General features: G+C 65.6%; 15 protein-coding genes. 5 read left to right on the top strand and 10 right to left on the bottom strand.

Annotated features, from left to right (window positions below):
- Positions 1-478: 478 nt before the first annotated feature.
- Positions 479-1,516 (bottom strand): aldo/keto reductase, encoded by a 1,038-nt coding sequence (locus QQL24_RS18265; protein ID WP_284313725.1) that lies wholly within the window; start codon positions 1,514-1,516, stop codon positions 479-481.
- 140 nt (positions 1,517-1,656) lie between these two features.
- Between QQL24_RS18265 and QQL24_RS18260 the strand changes: the two genes are divergently transcribed.
- Together QQL24_RS18260 and QQL24_RS18255 are read left to right on the top strand one after the other, a co-directional pair.
- Positions 1,657-2,352 (top strand): class I SAM-dependent methyltransferase, encoded by a 696-nt coding sequence (locus QQL24_RS18260; RefSeq protein WP_284313724.1) that lies wholly within the window; start codon positions 1,657-1,659, stop codon positions 2,350-2,352.
- Between the two features lie 177 nt (positions 2,353-2,529).
- The gene (locus tag QQL24_RS18255; protein WP_284313723.1) at positions 2,530-3,438 is read left to right on the top strand and encodes an aldose 1-epimerase; all 909 of its coding nucleotides are present in this window, start codon (positions 2,530-2,532) and stop codon (positions 3,436-3,438) included.
- A 40-nt stretch (positions 3,439-3,478) separates the two neighbouring features.
- Here QQL24_RS18255 and QQL24_RS18250 read toward each other — a convergent pair whose 3' ends face one another.
- Positions 3,479-4,438 (bottom strand): LysR family transcriptional regulator ArgP, encoded by a 960-nt coding sequence (locus tag QQL24_RS18250; protein ID WP_284313722.1) that lies wholly within the window; start codon positions 4,436-4,438, stop codon positions 3,479-3,481.
- A gap of 91 nt (positions 4,439-4,529) precedes the next feature.
- Here QQL24_RS18250 and QQL24_RS18245 point away from each other — a divergent pair, with 91 nt between their 5' ends.
- Entirely contained in the window at positions 4,530-5,129 is a 600-nt protein-coding gene (locus QQL24_RS18245; RefSeq protein ID WP_284313721.1) for a LysE/ArgO family amino acid transporter, read from the top strand.
- A gap of 82 nt (positions 5,130-5,211) precedes the next feature.
- On the opposite strand, the gene QQL24_RS18240 is transcribed toward QQL24_RS18245, so the two are convergent.
- The 8 genes from QQL24_RS18240 to gloB form a co-directional block, all read right to left on the bottom strand.
- Positions 5,212-5,892 carry a response regulator gene (locus tag QQL24_RS18240; protein WP_284313720.1) on the bottom strand — a complete coding sequence of 227 codons (681 nt, stop codon included), beginning with the start codon at positions 5,890-5,892 and terminating at the stop codon, positions 5,212-5,214.
- A gap of 96 nt (positions 5,893-5,988) precedes the next feature.
- Positions 5,989-8,658 (bottom strand): sensor histidine kinase, encoded by a 2,670-nt coding sequence (locus tag QQL24_RS18235; RefSeq protein WP_284313719.1) that lies wholly within the window; start codon positions 8,656-8,658, stop codon positions 5,989-5,991.
- Between the two features lie 313 nt (positions 8,659-8,971).
- A complete protein-coding gene (gene kdpC, locus QQL24_RS18230) occupies positions 8,972-9,577 on the bottom strand; it encodes a potassium-transporting ATPase subunit KdpC (protein WP_284313718.1) in 606 nt (201 codons plus the stop codon).
- A gap of 163 nt (positions 9,578-9,740) precedes the next feature.
- A complete protein-coding gene (gene kdpB / locus QQL24_RS18225; protein ID WP_284313717.1) occupies positions 9,741-11,792 on the bottom strand; it encodes a potassium-transporting ATPase subunit KdpB in 2,052 nt (683 codons plus the stop codon).
- Between the two features lie 12 nt (positions 11,793-11,804).
- Positions 11,805-13,514, bottom strand: coding sequence for a potassium-transporting ATPase subunit KdpA (kdpA, locus tag QQL24_RS18220; RefSeq protein ID WP_284313716.1), 1,710 nt, complete (start codon positions 13,512-13,514; stop codon positions 11,805-11,807).
- Positions 13,515-13,692: 178 nt separating this feature from the next.
- A complete protein-coding gene (kdpF, locus tag QQL24_RS36705; RefSeq protein WP_431310712.1) occupies positions 13,693-13,779 on the bottom strand; it encodes a K(+)-transporting ATPase subunit F in 87 nt (28 codons plus the stop codon).
- Positions 13,780-14,137: 358 nt separating this feature from the next.
- Positions 14,138-14,737, bottom strand: coding sequence for a hypothetical protein (locus QQL24_RS18215; RefSeq protein WP_284313715.1), 600 nt, complete (start codon positions 14,735-14,737; stop codon positions 14,138-14,140).
- Between the two features lie 12 nt (positions 14,738-14,749).
- On the bottom strand, positions 14,750-15,517 hold the full coding sequence (gene gloB, locus QQL24_RS18210; RefSeq protein ID WP_284313714.1) for a hydroxyacylglutathione hydrolase: 768 nt from the start codon (positions 15,515-15,517) through the stop codon (positions 14,750-14,752).
- 115 nt (positions 15,518-15,632) lie between these two features.
- On the opposite strand from gloB, the gene QQL24_RS18205 reads away from it, so the two are divergent.
- Both QQL24_RS18205 and QQL24_RS18200 read left to right on the top strand, forming a co-directional pair.
- Complete coding sequence (locus QQL24_RS18205; RefSeq protein ID WP_284313713.1) at positions 15,633-17,123, top strand: HAL/PAL/TAL family ammonia-lyase; 1,491 nt, start codon at positions 15,633-15,635, stop codon at positions 17,121-17,123.
- A 296-nt stretch (positions 17,124-17,419) separates the two neighbouring features.
- On the top strand, positions 17,420-18,277 hold the full coding sequence (locus QQL24_RS18200) for an amidohydrolase family protein (protein WP_284313712.1): 858 nt from the start codon (positions 17,420-17,422) through the stop codon (positions 18,275-18,277).
- Position 18,278: the final 1 nt, after the last annotated feature.

The following is an 18,278-nucleotide window of genomic DNA, read 5'->3' as shown; positions in this document are numbered from 1 at the left end:
AAGATCTTCTAGAGATGAAATATGTTCTTCTTTATGATATAGAAGATGGCTCTCAGAAAGAATGTATTCTTTCCAGGATATTCCCTACCGGCATCGGTAGCAGGACGAGGAGGGAGTTCTTGGCAGGAAGCATCCGGACGTTTCGGATGCTTTTCCTCCAGTTTTTCTTTTGGGTCTGGGTGGGCTGATGCCTACGTCTTGCGAATAGGGTGATCGGCCATATGGCGTAGGACGGAAGTCGAGCTAACTTCGCTCAGAAGTGCGGCGCAGCCCGTGACGGCCCAGGATGGATAGTCAGGCCCATTCCCTTGAGAAAGACACCCGTCGCTCCTGTTGAAGACTGCGCAAGGCCGGCCCTGTCACGGGACTTAAGTTGCTGCGTGACTTGCGGCCCGGCTGCGACAGAGGCCGTCGTGGCTTCCGAGGCAGGTCCAATGCCGTCGACTCGTCGTCACAGGCGGCTTTTGCTCCTTCCCCTCTAAGGTGCTCGCGCGTCGATCAGCCCCTGATGCTTGAGGTCGCTCCAGAAGGCTTCGGGGATCTCCCCGCCGAGCAGGTTGACATTCTCCCGCGCCTGTTCCGGCGTCACGGCTCCCGAAATCACGCTGGCGACGATGGGATGGCGCAGCACGAACTGGAAGGCGGCAGCCTTGAGCGGCACCTTGTGGGCGGCGCAGACCGCCTCGATCTTCTTCATCTTCTCGATCACCGGCGGTTCGGCCGGCATGTAGCGGTAATAGGGCGTCGGCACGCTGGTGCCGGTGGCGAGGATGCCTGAGGCGAAGGGCGCGCCGATCACCACGCCGACGCCGCGCTCCTGGCACAGCGGGAACTCGTGATCCAGCGGTCCCTGGTCGAGCAGCGTGTAGGGCATCGCCACCAGGAAGAAGTCGATGTCGAATCGCTTCAGCATTTCCGGGATGGTACCGAGATCGTTGACACCGGCGCCGATGCCCTTGATCTCCTTGTAGTGGCGCAGAGTCTCCAGCGCCCGCCAGCCCGAGCGCTCGAGATCGATGAAATGCTGGGCGACGAGATCGGCCGAGCCGACATGGCGTACGTCGAGGTCGTGGATCAGCAGGAGATCGAAGGTATTGATGCCTGTTCGCATCAGGCTCTGGTCGTAGGAGCGCATGATGCCATCATAGGTATAGTCGAAGCGCTCCTGGAACTTCAGGCCGCCGGCCCAAAACGGACCCTTGAAGTTTACCGGATCCTGCGGCCGGTCGAAGACGCGGCCGACCTTGGTCGAGAGCACGAACTCGTCCCGTGGGCGCTGGCGCAGATTGGCGCCGAAGCGCAGCTCGCTCATGCCGCGGCCATACCACGGAGAGGTGTCGAAATAGCGCATCTGGGCGTCCCAGGCCGCGTCGAAGGTGGCGCGCACGTCGGCTTCGTCGAGATGGGCGAACATGTCGCCCATCGGCCCGCCGCCGAGACCCACGGGCGTGAGCGAGACCGACGTGCGGCCGAGCCGGCGCGGTGCGGCATTGCCTGGCAAGGTGGGCAAGGTCATGGTTTCCATCCCTGAACGTTCGTCGTTTTGGAGAGTGATTTGTCAGACAATGGTAGCGGCAAAAGTGGCGCTGTCCAGAGCCGGGACGACTCAGGGCGCTCCGTGTTTCCATCCCCGCTCCGAGGCAGTGGGAATGGCTCATGTTCGATTATGAGGCTGAGTATCAGCGCCTGCGCGCGGCGGGCGGGCCGGGATGGGCGGTGGTGCCGCAGCCCGATAGGGCTTTGCGCCTTCTGAACAGGCTCGACCAGCTAGACCGTGCGGGCATTTTCCCACCGCCACCGGCGTGCGTGCTGGAACTCGGCTGCGGCAATGCCCGCACGGCGCTGGCGATGGCCGAGCGCGGCCATTCTGTTTGGGGCATCGATATCGCGCCGACCGCCATCGCCTGGGCCCGCGAGATCTTCGCCGAAGCCGGACAGACGGGGGACTTCCAGATCGGCCTTGCCAGCGCCATGCCCCGTTTCTCGGCCGGGCAGTTCGACGCCGTGATCGACGGCCAGTGCCTGCACTGCCTGATTGGCCCCGACCGCACCGCCTGCCTCGCCGAGGTGCGCCGGATCCTCCGGCCACACGGGCTGTTCTTCGTCAGCAGCATGGTGGCGCCGCCCAAATCCGCCGAGGCGCAAGCCCGCTTCGATGCCGGACGCGGCTGCCTCATGCGGGATGGCGAGTCCTACCGGACGCTCAAGCCGCTGGCGACGCTGACGGAGGAACTCGCCACGGCAGGCTTTGCCGTCAAGGATCAGGCGCTCGGCATCAATCCCTGGTGGGACCATGCGATGCTGGCCTGCCGACGGGTCGCGCGAAAGCAATTATCCTATTTATCTCTTTAATTATGGTATATTTGATATCGGATTGATGGCCGGAGGCCGTTGCGAAGCTCTGCCTGGTTTGAGAAATTCATAGACAAAAAGGTCATCGGCGTCTCTGGCGCGGGATGGAAGCGGCGGAGGCTTATGCGCTGATGCCGGCTGGCAAGGCGGGCGAGGTCGTGATCGAGTATCTTGCAAATGACTAGTCAAAGCAGCGACATCAGGCTGGAGAACCAGGCGCTGATCGTCGATGTCGCACCGCAGGGTGGGGCCCTCTGGCGCGTGCTGGCGAAAATCGACGGCCGGCAGGTGCCGCTGCTGCGTGCGCCGCCCCAAGGCGAGGAGCGCAATCCGCTGCACGCCGCCAGTTTCCCGCTCACGCCCTTCGGCAATCGGGTGCGTGGCAACCGCTTCAGTTTCGAAGGCCGCGACTACGATCTCATGCCCAACATGCCCTGGGACAAGCATTACCTGCATGGCGATGGCTGGACGACGCGCTGGGAGGTCGCCGAGCGGGCGCCGAATTTCCTGCGGCTGAGGCTCGAAGCCCATCATGCGCCGGGTACGCCTTATGTTTACGAGGCCGAGCAGACCATCCGTATCGAGGGTCACGTCCTCGAGATGGCGCTCAGCGTGAACAATCGGAGCGAGGCAGCGCTACCCTTCGGCTTGGGGTGGCACCCCTATTTCCCGCTGACCCCCGGAACCCGGCTCACGGCGATCGCCTCCGATTATTGGGAGGAGGATAGCGAATGGGTGCCGACCGTGCGCAAGAGGGTGTCGGGCGATATCGTGTTTGCGCAGGCTGCGCCCCTGCCGCGCCGCTGGGTGAATACGTTGTTTGAGGGCTGGGATGGCAAGGCTGAGATCGCCTGGGCGGAGGGCGGCCTGAGCCTCGAGATCGAAGCCGATCCCTTGTTCGGGCGCTATCTCATCTTCATCTCGGATCCGGCATTCGATCCCGGCTACGCCCATGAGTTCTTCTGCTTCGAGCCGATGAGCCATAGCGCCGACGCGCATCATCATGCCGATGGCGGCGGGCTGAAGCGCCTCGCGCCGGGGGAAGGGATGGCCGGAAAAGTGAGGATGAGCTGGATGAAGGCGTAACTGGGAGCGCCACATGTAGCGTCCTTCGGTGTGCCGGTCTTCAGACCGGCATGGAACCACCGGCTTTGGTCGCTCTATCTCCTGCAGACGCCTCGTTACCAAGAGCGGACAAGGACGTCCGTGCTCCCAGCCTCTCCCGCGCTGTCCTCACCACCGACTCCGTCACCTCTCGCAGCCCGCTCTCCACCGCCCGGCTCCAGTGCCAATAGAGCGACACGAGCAGCGGGTGACCCGGCATCAGTTCAACCAGCCGGCCGGCCGTCAGATGCTCGCCCACCAGCGAGACGGGATCCATGCCCCAGCCGATGCCGGCCAGCGCGGCGTCGACGAAGCCGTGGGAGGAGGGGATCCAGTGCGTGGATCTTGCCACGCGCCGGCCGAAAACCTGCGCGATCCAGATATCCTGCAACTCGTCCTTGCTGTTGAAGGTGAGGCAGGGCGCCGCGGCGATGGCCGCTTCGCTGACCCCGTCCGCGAACCAGCGCCGCATGAAGGCGGGGCTCGCGGTGGCCACATAGGTCTGAGCGCCGAGCGCCCGGCTGCCGCAACCCTGCACCGGGCCAGGCGCGGTGCTGACTGCGGCGCTCACCTCGCCTCGCCGCAGCCATTCGGCCGTGTTGCTTTCATCGTCGAGCACGAGGTCGAACAGCCGTCCCTCCAGGCCGGCGAGGGCAGGCAGGAACCAGGTCGCCATGCTGTCGGCGTTGACGGCGATGCGGATGGTCGGCACCCGGCCGACCGGCAAGACATCGCCGAGATCGGCCCTGAGCGTATGCTCCATCAGGCCGATCTCCTCGACATGCCGGCTCAGCCGGCTGCCTGCCGGGGTGGCCGTGCAGGGCTGGCCGCGGATGATCAGGCTGGTGCCGAGCCGCTCCTCCAGGAGCTTCACGCGTTGCGAGATGGCCGAGGGCGTCACGCCGATCTGCTGGGCCGCCTTTTCGAAGCTGCCGGTGCGGATGACGGCCGCCATGGCGTCAAGCAGGGCATAATCGAGCATCGATTAGATTCTCTAAACTCGCGTTAGGTTGTTTAATTTCTCTAAGCGCGCTGCTTGGGCTAGTCAAATCCCGTCTTCCAGAGGGATCGTCATGTTCACCGCTGCTTTTTCCGGCTTCCTGCTCGGCCTCAGCCTCATCGTCGCCATCGGCGCGCAGAACGCTTTCGTGCTGCGACAGGGGCTCAGGCGGGAGCATGTGTTCGCGGTCTGCCTTGCCTGCGCGTTGTCGGATGCGGTGCTGATCAGCATCGGTGTCGGCGGCTTCGGAGCGGTCGGCATCGCTGTGCCCTGGATCGAGCCGGTGATGCGATATGGCGGCGCGCTCTTCCTGGCAGCCTACGGCCTGCGCAGCTTTCGCGCGGCGTTGATGAGCCAGGGCGGCCTGTCGCCCTCGGACGCGAATGCCCAGAGTCTCGCGCGCACGCTCGCTACCTGCCTCGCCTTCACCTGGCTCAACCCTCATGTCTATCTCGACACTGTCGTGCTGCTCGGCTCCATCTCCACGCAATATGGCGGGCAGAAGCTCGCGTTCGGCGTCGGCGCGGGCACGGCCTCCTTTCTGTTCTTCTTCTCGCTCGGCTATGGCGCGCGACTGCTGCGGCCGGTGTTCGCCAAGCCGGGAGCATGGCGGGCGCTGGATGTGCTGATCGGCATGACGATGTGCGGGCTGGCGTTGAAGCTGGCGGTATGACTGGGAGCGCGGACTTCCAGTCCGCTCTTGAAACGTGGCGTTTGAGAGTGAGGAAGAGCGGACTGGAAGTCCGCGCTCCCAGTCACTCCTCGTCCCTCAGCCGATAGCCGATCCCCGACTCCGTCTGGATGATCCTGGGGTTGGCGGGATCCCGCTCGATCTTGGCCCTGAGCTGGCCGATGAACACCCTCAGATAATGCAGGTCGTCCCCATGCGCCGAGCCCCACACCGAGGTGAGGAGCTGGCGATGCGTGACCACCCGCCCGGCATGGCGCACCAGCATGGCGAGGAGATCATATTCCTTCGGTGTCACGCGGATCGGCTCGCCGTCGCGGCTGACCAGGCGTTTCAGCGTGTCGATGACGAGGCCGTCGCTCTCGAATTTGGTGGCGGCGCCGCTGTCCTGCGCCTTGTGGCGCAAGGCGGTGCGGATGCGAGCGATCAGCTCGCCGATGCCGAAGGGCTTTTCGACATAATCGTCGGCACCGAGGTCGAGGGCGGCGATCTTTTCGGTCTCGCGATCGCGGGCGGACAGCACGATGATCGGCACCTTCGACCATTCGCGCACGCGCGTGATGATGTCCTTGCCGTCCATGTCCGGCAGGCCGAGATCGAGGATGACGATATCCGGCGCCGAGGTCGCGATCAGCCGCATGGCGTCGGCGCCATTGGCGGCGTCCGTCACCTCATAGCCCGCCGCCGAAAGGGCAGGCTTGAGGAAACGCTGGATCTGAGGCTCGTCGTCGACAACCAGGACACGCATGAAGGATTAGGCTCAATCTCTTTCGGGGGGTGGGTCTTCAGACCCGCCTTTCTTGCAAACGACGTGGTTCCGGCGGGTCTGAAGACCCGCCCCCGATCATGCCCCGACCGGCAGGCGGATGACAATGCGGGTGCCGCGCTTCCTCACGGCCGGACTCTCGGCCGTGATGGTGCCGCCCATCGCCTCGACGAAGCCGCGGCTGATCGACAGGCCGAGGCCGGTACCCGCCGCGCGGCCATCCACCTTGCCGCGGCGATAGAATTTGTCGAAGATCTTTTCGAGGTCCGCCGGCGGGATGCCCCTGCCCTGGTCGGTCACGGTGACCACCACCTCTGCGTCCTCGCGCCGGGCGTAGATGGTGGTGGGTGTATCCTCGCCGCCATATTTATGCGCATTGTCGATCAGGTTGAACAGGACCTGGCCGAGCAAGGTGGAATCGCCGCGCACCGGCGGCAGCTCGGACGCGACGCTGACCTCGACCGCCCGCTCCGGGAAGGCTTTTCGCGCTCGTTCCACCGCCGCGCGGACGACGTCGGGAACATCCACCCAGTCACGCCTGGCATTGAGGGCGCCGGCCTCGATGCGCGTCATGTCGAGCAGGTTGGAGACGAAGCGCGACAGGCGGGCGGCTTCCTCCTCGATCGAGGCGAGCAGGTCGTCGCGGCTTTCCGGGCTCATCTTGCGGCCGAATTCGCGCAGGCTGGTGACGGCGCCGGTGATCGAGGAGAGCGGGGTGCGCAGGTCATGCGAGATCGAGGAGAGCAGGGCCCCGCGCAGCTTCTCGCTCTCCTCCAGCGCCACGGTGCGGGCATTCTCGCGGGCAAGCTGGGCGCGGTCGATGGCGATCGCCGTCTGGTCGAGGATGGCGCCGAGCACGCGCTCCTCGGTCGGGCTGAGGGGCGGGGCGTCCTTGGGCTGCTCGAAGCCGAACACGCCGACGGGGCCGTGCGGCGCCATGATCGGCCGGAACTGGAAGCGCAGATTGGGCAGGGTCTCCGTGCCCTTGCCGGCATTCTCGCGCTTCTCGAAGGCCCAGCGCAGGGCCGTCATGTCGGTGGAATCAAGCACGGTGTCGGGCGGCCAGGCGGCGGAGACGGTGAGTTCGTCCTCGACCGGGATGGCGATGGCCACCTGGCCGTGCAGTGTTGCCTGCGCATGGGCGACGCCGGCCCAGACCACGTCATCGACGCTGGTGATGCCCGAGAGCTTGCGCGAGAATTCGTAGAGCGCTTGTAGATTGGTCGCCCGCCGTCCGGCGCCCTCGGCCCGGTCGCGCACGCGGCCGGCGAGATCACCGGTGGTGACGGCGACGATCAGGAAGATCACCAGCGCGAAGAGTTCATAGGGCTGGGCGACCGTGAAGGTGTAGATCGGCTCGATGAAGAAGAAATTATAGGCGAGGAAGGAGAGCACCGCCGCCACGATGGCGCTGAGCCGCCCGACCGTGAGGGCACAGACCAGCACCGCCATCAGGAAGAGCATGGAAAGATTGGGCAGCGGCGTGAAATGCCGAAGGCCGACGCCGATAGCCGTCGCGGCTGCGACCGAGCCGACCGCCACACCGATCGTGCTGAGCAGCGGCGGCATCTCCCATCGGCGCCCTTTTTTCCGCGTCGGCGGCGTGTCGCTCTCTCCGTCGGTGATGACGCAGATGCCGATATCGCTGGACTGGCGCAGCAGCGCGTCGGGCAAAGAGCGTCCGGTCAGGCGCTGCCACCAGCCGGCCTCGCCGCGGCCGAGCACGATCTGCGTGGCATTCTCGCGGCGGGCAAGGCGCAGGATCTCGCCGACATAGTCATGCCCGCTCACGCGCTGCGTCTCGGCGCCGAGCCGTTCGGCAAGGCGGAATGTCTCGTCGAGCCGGGCCATTGCGGCGGCATCGGCTGCATCCTGGCCGGGGCGCTCGACGGTGACGACCAGCCAATGGGCGTTGAGCCCGTTGGCGAGGCGGCTTGCCGTTCGCACCACCTTTTCAGACAGCGTGTCGGGACCGATGCAGACGAGCAGGCGGTCCGCGGTCTCCCAGGGGCCCTCGATGGCGTTCTGCCGGAGATAGGCGATCATCTGGTCGTCGACGCGGTCGGTGGTGCGCCGCAGCGCCAGCTCGCGCAGGGCCGTCAGGTTGCCGGGCTTGAAGAAGCCGTCGGCGGCGCGCTTGGCGTTTTCGGGCAAATAGACCTTGCCGGCCTCCAGGCGCTGGATGAGTTCAGCCGGCGTGATGTCAACCACGATCACCTCGTCGGCCTTCTTGATCACGCTGTCCGGAACGCTCTCGCGCACGGTGACGCCGGTGATGCGCGAGACCACGTCGACCAGGCTTTCGAGATGCTGGATGTTCAGGGCCGTCCATACGTCGATGCCGGCGCCGATCAGTTCCTCGACATCCTGGTATCGCTTGGGATGGCGGCTGTCCGGCGCATTGGTGTGGGCGAGTTCGTCGACGATGATCAGCTTCGGCCGGCGGGCGAGGGCGGCATCGATGTCGAATTCGTCGAGTTCGCGGCCGCGATAATCGATCATCCGCCGCGGCAGGATCTCCAGCCCCTCGATCAGCGCCGCCGTCTCGGTGCGGCCATGGGTTTCGACGACGCCGATGACCATATCGACCCCGGCATCCTTCTCTCGCCGGGCCCGGGAGAGCATGGCGTAGGTCTTGCCGACGCCCGGCGCTGCGCCGAGGAAGACGGTCAGGCGTCCTCGCCCCTCGCGGCCCGCAAGGGCGAGCAGGGCATTGGGATCGGGTCGCTTGTCGGGTGGTGGGTGCATTGGAACCTTAGAAAGTCCGTGCGCTCTTGCCTTTCAAAGCACCTCAGACACTGTATGAGCGAATGGAACAAATCCTGCTGCGTTAGCGCTGCCCCTCACCTCTATCCTCTCCCCGTAAACGGGGCGAGGGGACACAATCGTCGGGATTTATTGGTTAGCGTCTCATCTCGCCCAACCGTTGGGCGAGATGAGTGCTCTGAGGACAAAGCGCGGCATCGAAGTCCCCTCGCCCCGTTTACGGGGAGAGGATAGAGGTGAGGGGCAGCGCTAACCTCTACAAGAATGGTGCCAAATTAGATTTCACTCGATCGTCTCACTTCGTCGTTGTTGCATCAAGCGCGAGGTTGAGCGCGAGCACATTCACATGCGGCTCGCCGATAACGCCGAACAGGCGGCCGGAGGTCTGGGCGTCGAGCACGCTCCTCACCTGATCCCCGGGCAGGTTGCGCGCCTTGGCGACGCGGGCGACCTGCATGGCGGCATCGGCCGGCGTGATATCGGGATCGAGGCCGGAAGCGGAAGTGGTCACGGCGTCGGCCGGAATGTCACCGGTCACGCCCTGCTTGCGCAGGTCGGCGATCGAGGCCGTGACGCGATCCACGAGGGGCTTGGCGGTCGGTCCGAGATTCGAGCCGGTGGAGTTGTCGGCATTGTAGGGCTGGGCGATCGTCTTGGTGGCATCGTTCGGATCGGTGCCTGTGGTCGCCGAGGGGCGGCCCTGGAAATATTTGTCCGAGGTGAAGTTCTGGCCGATCAGGGCCGAGCCTACCACCGCTCCGTTGCGGCTCACCAGGCTGCCATTGGCGGCGGAGGGAAAGGCCACCTGGGCAACGCCGGTGATGAAGTAGGGATAGATCCCGCCGCACAGGATGGTGAAGAGAGCCATCATCACGATGGCGGGGCGAATATGAGTCAACATGAGTCTGCTCCTTTGGAGCGGTAAAACGAGGTTGCCTTGGAGGGCGAAAGCCCTCCCCGCGAAGCCGGGGAGGGGCAAGTGCGATATGCGGGCCAGCGATCGGCATCGATCGGACAGGGCCAGCCAGCGAGCGACACTCCATCCGTCCCGCATGCGCGCCTCCTCACACAAGGTGCAGCGCGGCCACGACGAGGTCGATGGCCTTGATGCCGATGAAGGGCACGATGATGCCGCCGACGCCGTAGACCAGCAGGTTGCGCCTCAAAAGAGCCGCGGCGCCAACCGGCCTGTAGGCCACACCCTTCAACGCCAGCGGGATCAGGGCGATGATGATCAGGGCGTTGAAGATCACCGCCGAGAGGATCGCCGATTGTGGCGAGGACAGGCGCATCACGTTCAGGGCACCGAGCGCCGGATAGGTCGCGATGAACAAGGCCGGGATGATGGCGAAGTATTTCGCGACGTCGTTGGCGATCGAGAAGGTGGTGAGCGAGCCGCGGGTCATCAGCAATTGCTTGCCGATGCCGACGATCTCGATCAGCTTGGTCGGGCTGGAGTCAAGGTCCACCATGTTGCCGGCCTCGCGGGCGGCTTGGGTGCCGGTCTGCATGGCGACGCCGACATCGGCCTGCGCCAGGGCCGGCGCGTCATTGGTGCCGTCGCCGCACATGGCGATCAGCCGCCCGCCGGTCTGCTCCTTGCGGATATAGGCGAGCTTCTCCTCAGGCGTGGCTTCGGCGAGGAAGTCGTCGACGCCGGCTTCGGAGGCGATGGCGGCCGCGGTGATCGGGTTGTCGCCCGTCACCATCACGGTGCGGATGCCCATGGCCCTGAGCTCGGCGAAACGCTCCTTGATGCCAGGCTTCACCACGTCCTTGAGATGCACCACGCCGAGGATGCGGCTGCCATCGGCGACGCCCAGCGGCGTGCCGCCGGTGCGGGCCACACGTTCCACCGCCTGGCGAAAGGCGGGTGGAGCGGCTTCCAGCGTGGTGCCGGCGAACTTCACGATCGAGTCGACGGCGCCCTTGCGGACGGAACGGCCGTCGATGTCGATACCCGACAGGCGGGTCTGCGCGGCGAAGGGGATGGTGGTGATCTTCTTGCAGGTGAGATCAGGCTCCCTCAGGCCATAATCGCCCTGGGCGAGCGCGATGATCGAGCGTCCCTCCGGCGTCTCGTCGGCGAGGCTGGCGAGCAGCACGGCGGAGGCGAGCTCCTCGTCGCTGATGCCGGGCACGGCGATGAATTCGGTCGCCATGCGGTTGCCGAAGGTGATGGTGCCGGTTTTGTCGAGCAGCAGCGTGTCGACGTCACCGGCAGCCTCCACGGCGCGGCCCGAGGTTGCGATCACGTTGAAGCGGATCAGGCGATCCATGCCGGCGATGCCGATGGCCGAGAGCAGGCCGCCGATCGTGGTCGGGATCAGCGTGACCAAGAGGGCGACCAGCACGGTGATCGAGACCACTGTGCCCGAATAGCCGGCGAAGCCCCAAAGCGTGACGACGGCGATCAGGAAGATCAGCGTCATGCCCGAGAGCAGGATCGACAGGGCGATCTCGTTCGGGGTTTTCTGGCGCTCGGCGCCCTCGACGAGGGCGATCATGCGATCGATGAAGGAGGAGCCGGGCTGCGTGGTGATACGCACCTTGATCCAGTCGGACAGCACCATCGTGCCGCCGGTGACAGCCGAACGGTCGCCGCCGGATTCGCGGATCACCGGGGCCGATTCACCGGTGATGGCGCTTTCGTTCACCGAGGCGACGCCTTCGATCACCTCGCCATCGCCGGGGATGAGGTCCCCGGCTTCGACGATGACGACATCCCCCATATTGAGCTTGGTGGCGTCGATCACCTGGTAATTGCTGTTGGCTGCGGTCGGTGAGGCCAGGCGCTTGGCCTTGAGGTCCGACTTGGTCTTGCGCAGGCTTTCGGCCTGCGCCTTGCCGCGCCCCTCGGCGACGGCTTCGGCGAAGGTGGCGAACAGCACGGTGAACCAGAGCCAGGCGGCGATCTGGGCCGAGAAGACGATGCCCTGGCCGATCACGAGGTCACGCAGGCAGAGCACGGTGACCAGGGCCGCCACCACCTCGGTGACGAAGATCACCGGGTTGCGGACGAGGAGCCTGGGGTCGAGCTTGATGAAGGCATCCTTGATGGCGGGCAGTACAATGGCCGCATCAAAGAGAGAGGGGGCAGTGGGTTTGGATGACATGATTGCCATTCCTCAGAAGGTTGTGCCGGCGAGCATCAGGTAATGCTCGACGATGGGTCCCAGCGCGAGAGCCGGGAAGAACTGCAGGCCGCCTACGATCAGGATGACGCCGACGAGGAGGCCGACGAAGAGCGGCGTATGGGTGGGGAAAGTGCCGGCCGAGGTTGGGACCTTGGTCTTGGCAACCAGCGAGCCGGCGATTGCCATCACGGGCACGATGTAGCCGAAGCGACCGAGGACCATGGAGATGCCGAGCGTGGTGTTGTACCAGGGCGTGTTGGCCGACAGGCCGGCGAAGGCCGAGCCGTTATTGCCGGTCGCCGAGGTGAAGGCATAGAGGATCTCGCTGAGGCCGTGCGGGCCGGCATTCTCGATCTGCGAAATGCCGAAGGACGCCATGGCGGAGATCGAGGCGAAGCCGAGGATGCAGACCGGCAGGATCAGCACCGCCAGCATGGCGTATTTCATCTCGCGAGCCTCGATCTTCTTGCCGAGGAACTCCGGCGTGCGGCCGACCATCAGGCCGGCGATGAACACGCTGAGCACGACGAAGACGACCATGCCGTAGAGGCCCGAGCCAACGCCGCCGGGCAGAACTTCGCCGAGCTGGATCAGGAACATCGGGATAAGGCCGCCGAGCGGCGTGAGCGAGGCGTGCATGGTGTTGACGGCGCCGCAGGACAGGCCCGTCGTGGCCGCCACGAACACAGCGGACATGGCCTGGCCGAAGCGGACTTCCTTGCCTTCCATGTTGCCGAGGCTTGGATCGACGCCGAGATGGGCGAGGATCGGGTTGCCGAACGTCTCAGCCCAGTAGACCGCGCTGACGCCGGCGATCAGCACCACGGCCATGGCCGAGAGCAGCGCCCAGCCCTGGCGGCGGCTGCCGACCATCTGGCCGAAGGTGTAGACCAGGGCCGAGGAGATCGCGAGCATGGAGAAGATCGAGAGATAATTGGCGAGCGCGCTCGGATTCTCGAAGGGGTGAGCGGAATTGGCGTTCAGGAAGCCGCCGCCATTGGTGCCGAGCTGCTTGATCGCCTCCTGGCTGGCCATCGGGCCGATGGCCAGCGTCTGCTTGGCGCCCTCCAGCGTGCCGACATCGATAGTGCCGAGCATGGTCTGGGGAATGCCGAGGGCCACGAAGGCGATGGCGACGATGATGGCGATCGGCAGCAGCACATAGAGGGTGCAGCGGGTGAGATCGACCCAGAAATTGCCGATCGTCGTGACGCCCGAGCGGATGAAGGCGCGGGTAACGGCGATGGCAAGGGCAATGCCGGTGGCGGCCGAGACGAAATTGTGCACGGTGAGGCCAGCCATCTGGCTGAAATTGCTCATCGTGGATTCGCCGGCATAGGACTGCCAGTTGGTGTTGGTGACGAAGCTCACCGAGGTGTTGAAGGCGAGATCCGGCGTCAGGTTGGGAAAGCCTTGCGGGTTCAGCGGCAGCCAGACCTGCAGGCGGAAGATCGCATAGAGCGAGGCAAAGCCGGCCGCGCTGAACACCAGCATGGCGATGGTGTAGGTGAGCCAGTTCTGTTCTTTCGCCGGGTCGATGCCGGACAGGGCATAGAAACCCTTCTCGACGGGAGCCAGCACGGGAGAGAGGAATGTCCTCTCACCGGTGAAGACACGGGCCATGTAGGCGCCCAGTGGCTTGACCACTGCGAGGACCAGGGCGAACAGAAGGATGATCTGAAGCCATCCGTTCAAGGACATGGAAGTTCTCCAAAGGGATACGGGCCCTCGCAGCACTTGGCGAAGGCCCGGGGCGGGCGTGGGAAGCAGGAAGCGGGGCCGCCTTCCCGAATGCGGCGGCCCCGCTCCCGTCGCGCGTCATCGCGCCGGCGCGGGGGCGGCCGGCGGCGCAGGGCACGCAAGGCGGGAAACGAATGGGCTAAAAGCGCTCGGGCTTCAGTAGCGTGGCGACGAGATAGGCGCCGAGGGCGAGCGCGACGACAAGGCCGAGGATGGGATCGAACATGGGTCCTCCTCACAGCCTGTCGAGGGCGCGGGCATAGAGGACAAGAACGAACAGTCCCCCTATGCCCAGCGCCACATAAGCAAGATCAAGCATGGCAAACTCCTACGCGGTTGGGCGTGAGGACGGTGTGCCACCAAAGCGCGTCAGGGTTCGATTCCGATTGTGGGGCGGGGATATAAGGGAAGTGTAAGGATGCGCCAGGATCTGCATGCCCTCCCTATCCTCCAGCGTTCCGTTTCCCAGAGCAGGCGAGACGCCTGCCCTTTCCCATCCCCACATGTCCCGTTTCCCAGAGCAGGTCACCGCCACAACCATCACGATGGTTGTGGCTGAGGTGCCTGCGATCCCGGGAAAGTCCTCACCCCTTCGGGCGGGCGTAGCGGGTGGCTGACAGGGTTTGCGACACGGCCGAGACTTTGTTGTCGCGATAGCCGGCCTCCCGCATCACCCGCCTGACCGGCGCTTCGCCGAAAGCGGCGTGCGGTCCCTTGCCATGCACGATCCAGATCGGGGCGCCGGCTGGCAGGGCTTCGTGGAAGGTCACGGCTGTCGCCAGCTCGGTTGCGCTGGTGACGATGGCAAGGCTGAGTTGTGCTGCCTTGGCATCGGTGGCTCGGGCATCGGCAAGTGCCTCGATCAATGTGGGCTCCGTGGCCTCGCCGATCACCAAGACTCGGGCCTCCTTGCCGATGCCGAGTTTCTGAGCGAGGGAGGGCGGCGGGGTGGCGAGCTTCTTGGCCCAGCTCGTGGCGAGATCGGCGCCGAGCGCCAAGGCGAGACTATCCTCGCCTACCCGGAAATGCAGCTCCTCGCCCTCGGCGCCGATCTCGCTCATCTCGGCAATGGCGAAGCGGCCCTTGAGCCCACCGCGCAGGATCAACTCGCGCGATTCCAGCAGCGCCTTCACCTCGGCGCAGCGTCCGTTCCAGCGGCAGGGCACGAGGGCTTCGCGTCCCATTCCAGCCTCTGCTCAGAAGTTGTTCTTGCGTTCGCGCAACTCGGCGAACACCGTCGCCGCGTCGGCGCCGTCCAGGCCGACGGCCTTGGCCACATCAGGCACGTCGGCGCGCAGGAAGGGATTTTCGCGCTTTTCCGCGCCCAGCAGCACGGGAAGGGTGAATTTATGCTCGGCGCGCTGCGCCTCCACTTCCTTCGCACGCCTGGCGAGATCCCCGTTGGTGGGATCGACCGTCACGGCGAAGCGGGCATTGGAGAGCGTATATTCGTGGCCGCAATAGAGCGCGGTGTCGTCGGGCAGAGCGCGCAGCTTGAGGAGCGAGGTCCACATCTGCGCCGGCGTGCCCTCGAACAGGCGCCCGCAGCCGAGCGAGAACAGGGTGTCGGCGGCAAAGAGCAGCTTCTGCTCGGGGAAATGATAGGAAATATGGCCCACCGTATGGCCGGGCGTGTCGATGATGCCAGCGGTCAGCGTGCCGACCGAAACGCTGCCGCCTTCCTCGACCGTCTCGTCCACCACCGGAATGCGGTGCGCATCGGCCTTGGCCGCCACCACGCGGCAGCCATAGGAGGCCTTCAGCGATTCGATGCCGGCGACATGGTCCTCATGGTGATGCGTGACCAGGATATCGGTGAGGCGCCAGCCGCGGCGGGTGAGGGCGGCTTCGATCGCCTCGACCTCGGGCGCGTCGATGGCGGCGGTGCGGCCGGTGTCGGTGTCGTGGAGAAGCACGCCAAAATTGTCGGTGCGGCACAAGAAAAGTTCGATCAGCGCGCTCATTTTCACTCTCGCTTGTAAGGGCAGACCCTTCTAAGCGATCAGGCGCGCGAGGTCACGCAGGGAGTGTGCTTCGCCAAGTCACAATGAAGAAGTCACAATCCGGGAGCCTTTGGGAATGTCTGGCGAAACTGTGGTGATCGGCGATGGGCCTTTGACGATCGAGGCGCTCACCGCGATCGCGCGGGGGCGCCGGCCGGCTGCGCTATCGACGACAGCACAGGATCGCATCAGGGCGGCGCGCTCGGTGATCGAGAAGGCCATTGCCGACGACAAGCCGGTCTATGGTCTCACCACCGGGCTCGGCGCCGGCGTCGATACCCGCCTCTCGCCGGACGATCTCGCCGCCTTTCAGCGCCGTGTCGCCTTCGCCCGCGCCGTCGGTGTCGGCGGGGAGATGCCGGCCGAGGAGGTGCGTGCCATGATGGCCGCCCGCATCGCCGGCATGAGCGTCGGCCAGACCGGCGTGTCGCTGGCAGTGACACAGGCTCTCGTCGATGCCCTCAATGCCGGCTTCCATCCCATCGTGCCCTCGATCGGTTCGGTCGGTGCCGCCGACCTCGCCCCGCTCGCCCATATGGCGCTCGCGCTGCTCGGCGATGGCGAGGCCGAGATCGGCGGCGAGCGCATGGGCGGCGGCGAGGCGCTGAAGCGTGCCGGCCTGCAGCCCGTGCCGATCGGCCCCAAGGACGGCCATGCCCTTGTCGTCGCCAATGCCGCCTCGGCCGGGCGTGGCGCCCTGGCGCTGGCCGATGTGCGCCTGGCGCTCGATACGCTCGACCGCGCCGCTGCTCTCTCGATGGAAGCCTTCGGCGCCAATATCTCGCCGCTCGCCGAGGCGGTGAACGCCGCCCGTCCGGCGCCGGGCCAGCTCGAGGCAGCTCGGACCGTCTATGCCCTGCTGGTCGGCGGGCCGCTCGGCGAGAACAAGGCAAGCCGGCGCGTGCAGGATCCGCTCTCCTTCCGCTGCGTGGCGCCGGTACATGGCGCGGCGCGCACCGCTTATGCCGAGGCGGAGGCGATGGTGCTGCTCGAGCTCAATCATTCGGGCGACAATCCGGTCATCGTCGACAGGCAGCTGAAATCGAATGGCAATTTCGACATGACAGGCTTCACTTTGCGCTTCGAGGCGCTGTCGCAAGCCCTGTCCCATGTGGCGACCATCTCGGCCCAGCGCGCCCTCAAGCTGATGTCGCCTGCCTATTCCGACCAGCCGCGCTTCCTCACGCCCATGGGCCAGAGCCGCACCGGCTTTGCCACGCTGCAGAAGGCGATCAGCGCGCTCGAGGGCGAGATCCGGGCGCGCGCTCAACCGGCAACGCTGGCCCTGCTCCACGCCGCCGACGGCGTCGAGGACCATGCCGCCAACGCGCCCGCTGCCGTCACCAAGCTCGCCGAGGCCGCCGAGCGCCTGCTCTATCTCGCCGCCTGCGAGATGGTGGTGGCGGCCCAGAGCATCGACCTGAGGGGCAGCGTGCAGCTCGGCCAGGGCACCGCCCGCATCCGCGACTTCGTGCGCGCCCATGTCGACAGGCTGGAGGAGGATCGACCGAGCGGGCCTGATGTGTCGCGCTTGGCGGAAGCGATCTGGGCAGGGCAGTGGGGGTAGAGGGCGCGACGTGAAAGCCTCCCCCACGAAGCTGGGGGAGGTGGGCCGGCGAAGCCGGCTCGGAGGGGGTGTGGCCAGGATAGAGCGCGGGAGGCATCGATCTGAGTCCGTTTTCCGAGCCTCACTCCGCCCACACCCCCTCCGTCATTGCTTCGCAATGCCACCTCCCCCAGCTTCGTGGGGGAGGCCGAGTCGCGCCCCTTCATTCAAGGTCGGTTGACGCTCTACTTGTCCGACCATACCATCCCACGCCATTGCAAGGCCGCGCAGACGGTCCGAACAGGTGAGGCGACCCCATGCTCGACTATCCCATCGTCGACACCCATGTGCATCTGCTCGATCCCACCCGGCTCGGCTATGCCTGGACGCGCAATGCACCGGGGCTGAGGCCGAAGGCTTCGCCCGCCGATCTCATGGCCGCAGCCTCGCCGGTCGAGATCGAGCGTTTCGTCTTCGTCGAGGTCGATGTCGACGAGGGGCAGTATCTCGACGAGGCGGCCTGGGTGTCGGACCTCGCCGCCGCCGATCCGCGGCTTGGTGGCGCCGTCGCCTGCCTGCCGCTGGAGCGGGGCGCTGCCATCAAGGCGGATCTCGAAAAGCTGGTCGCCTTCAAGCCGGTGCGTGGCGTGCGGCGGCTGATCCAGAACCAGCCCGATCCCGATTTCTGCATCCGGCCTGATTTCATCGCCGGCCTGAAGCTGCTGGCGCCGCACGATCTTTCCTTCGACATCTGCATCTTCCATCATCATCTGCCCAACGCCGTCCGCATGGTCGAGCAGTGCCCGGAAATCCGCTTCGTGCTCGACCATATCGGCAAGCCGGCGATCAAGGCGGGCGAGTTGGATCCCTGGCGCGCCGATCTCAGGCGGCTCGCGGCCCTGCCGAACGTGCATTGCAAGATCTCGGGCGTGAGCACCGAGGCCGATCACCGCAATTGGACCCGGTCCCAGATCACGCCCTATATCGAGCACGCATTGGAGACTTTCGGCTTCAATCGCGTGATGTTCGGCAGCGACTGGCATGTGCTGGAACTCGCCGGCACCTACCCCGACTGGGTGCATGTCGTCGACGAGATCACGCATGGCTGCTCGCCGGACGAGCGGCGCAAACTGTTCCGCGACAATGCCATCGCCTTCTATCGCCTGACGACCTGAG

Origin of the sequence: Labrys miyagiensis (genome assembly GCF_030160835.1) — a bacterium.
GTDB classification, from domain to species: Bacteria; Pseudomonadota; Alphaproteobacteria; order Rhizobiales; family Labraceae; genus Labrys; species Labrys miyagiensis.
Note: the sequence above shows the minus strand (reverse complement) of the source record. Positions and strands in the feature narration are given on the sequence as shown.